Source organism: Kineococcus indalonis (genome assembly GCF_009906395.1).
Lineage (GTDB): Bacteria > Actinomycetota > Actinomycetes > Actinomycetales > Kineococcaceae > Kineococcus > Kineococcus indalonis.
In genome coordinates this window covers 1-1,853 of the sequence record NZ_JAAALM010000661.1, presented here as the reverse complement: position 1 = coordinate 1,853, position 1,853 = coordinate 1, and the positions used below count along the sequence as shown (strand labels likewise).

The window sequence follows — 1,853 nt, the reverse complement described above, 5'->3', positions numbered from 1 at the left end:
GGCCAGGGCGCTGCAGGTCAGGGCGCCGCGCGGGCCCGCCCCCTGCTGCTCGCCGGCGCCCTGACCTGCAGCGCCCTGGCCACCGGCCTCGCCCTGGCGGGCCTGCGCCCGCCCTCCGTCGCCGTGGCCGCCGCCGGCCTGGCCCTGGCGCTCACCGGGGCGCTGACGGGCGCGCTGACCGGGGCGCTGACCGGGGCGCTGACCGGGGTCCAGCGTCGGGTGCGCCCGGCCCCGGACCCCCGCGCGGGGCGCTCCCGGCTCAGACGCGGAAGCGGCCGACCAGCTCGCTGAGCTCCCCGGCCATGCGGTGCACCTCGGTCGTGGCCGCCCGGCTCTCCGCGACACCGGCCGCGGTCGTGCCCGCCGCCGCGCTGATCTCGCGCACGCCGCCGGCGATCTCCCCGGCCCCCGAGGCGGCGTCGCCGACGCTGCGGCTCATCTCCTGCGTGGTGGCCGCCTGCTCCTCCACCGCCGAGGCGATGGTCGTCTGGTGGGCGTTGATCTCCCCGATGACCTCGCCGATGCCCTCGATGGCGCGCACCGCCTCGCGGGTGTCCTCCTGGATGGTGGACACGCGCCGGGAGATGTCCTCGGTGGCGCGGGCGGTCTGCTGCGCCAGCTCCTTGACCTCCCCGGCGACGACGGCGAAGCCCTTGCCGGCCTCCCCGGCGCGGGCGGCCTCGATGGTGGCGTTGAGCGCCAGCAGGTTCGTCTGCTCGGCGATGGCGGTGATGGCCTTGACGACGTCGCCGATGCGCTCGGAGGAGCCGCCCAGGCGGGCGACGGTCTCGCTGGCGCGCCCGGCCAGGTCCCCGGCGCGCGCGGCCACCGTGGTCGCCTCGGCCGCGCCGCCGGCGATGTCGCGGATCGCCGCCTGCATCTCGGTGGCGCCCAGCGAGACGGCGCCCACGTTGGCCGAGACGGCCGAGGCGGTGCCGGCCGCGCCCTCGGCGGCCAGCGCGGTGCGCTCGGCGGCCTCGCCGATGCGGGCGCTGCTCTCGGTCAGCGAGGAGGTGGCCGAGGACAGGGCGCTGGCCGAGCCGCCGATCGCGGTGATCGTCGTGCGCACGCTCGTGCGGGCGCGCTCCAGGGCCGCGGCCATGCGGCCCACCTCGTCGGCGCTGTCCACCTGCGCGCCCACGGTCAGGTCCCCGGCGGCCATCGCCTCCAGCGACTGCGACACCCGGTGCAGCGGGCGCACGATGGAGCGGATCACCAGGGCGCCCAGCAGGCCGGCGACGGTCGTGCCGCCGACGAGCGCGGCCAGCACGGCCACCCGCGCGGAGGCGGCGGTGCGCTCCACGGAGGCGGCGCGCTGCTGCGCCTCGGCGTCCTCGGCGGCCTCCACCGCGTCCAGGGTGTCGGCGACCACGCCGATGAGGGGCTGCGCCACGTCCGAGGACGCCGTCGCCCAGGCCTGCGCGTCGCCCGCCTCCGACAGCGGCAGCAGCTGCTCGTCGCGGACCTGGCGCCACTGCTCCCACGTCCGCGTGAAGGTGCTCCAGCCCTCGGGGTCCACCAGGGCGCCGCGGGTCCCGGACCCGTACTCCGCCGCCCAGCGGTCCAGCTCCTCGTCGGACTCGACGATCTTCTGCGCGAACTCCGCCTTGGCGTCGGCGCCGGGCACGGCGGCGTGCTGCGCCACCAGCATCCGCGTCTTGATCTCCTCCTGGTGCACGCGGCCCAGGGCGGTCTTCGCCAGGACGCTCTCGCCGTAGAGGGCGTCGGCCTCCTCGGCGGTGCGGTCCAGGGCCACCAGCGAGCCGGTGCCCACGCCGACCGCCACCAGGCCCAGCGCGCCCAGGGCGGTCAGGACCTTCGTGCGCACGCTGCGGTCGGCGAAGGGGCGGGAG

At 78.0% G+C, this 1,853-nt stretch carries 1 protein-coding gene and 1 pseudogene; one reads left to right on the top strand and one right to left on the bottom strand.

Annotation, left to right across the window (positions count from 1 at the left end):
* Positions 1-291: pseudogene (locus GTR00_RS20020) on the top strand (hypothetical protein); the annotation flags it as partial.
* Here GTR00_RS20020 and GTR00_RS20015 read toward each other — a convergent pair.
* The coding region (locus tag GTR00_RS20015) for a methyl-accepting chemotaxis protein (RefSeq protein ID WP_166613298.1) at positions 260-1,853 on the bottom strand (1,594 nt) is incomplete at its 5' end. The pseudogene GTR00_RS20020 and the gene GTR00_RS20015 overlap by 32 nt on opposite strands.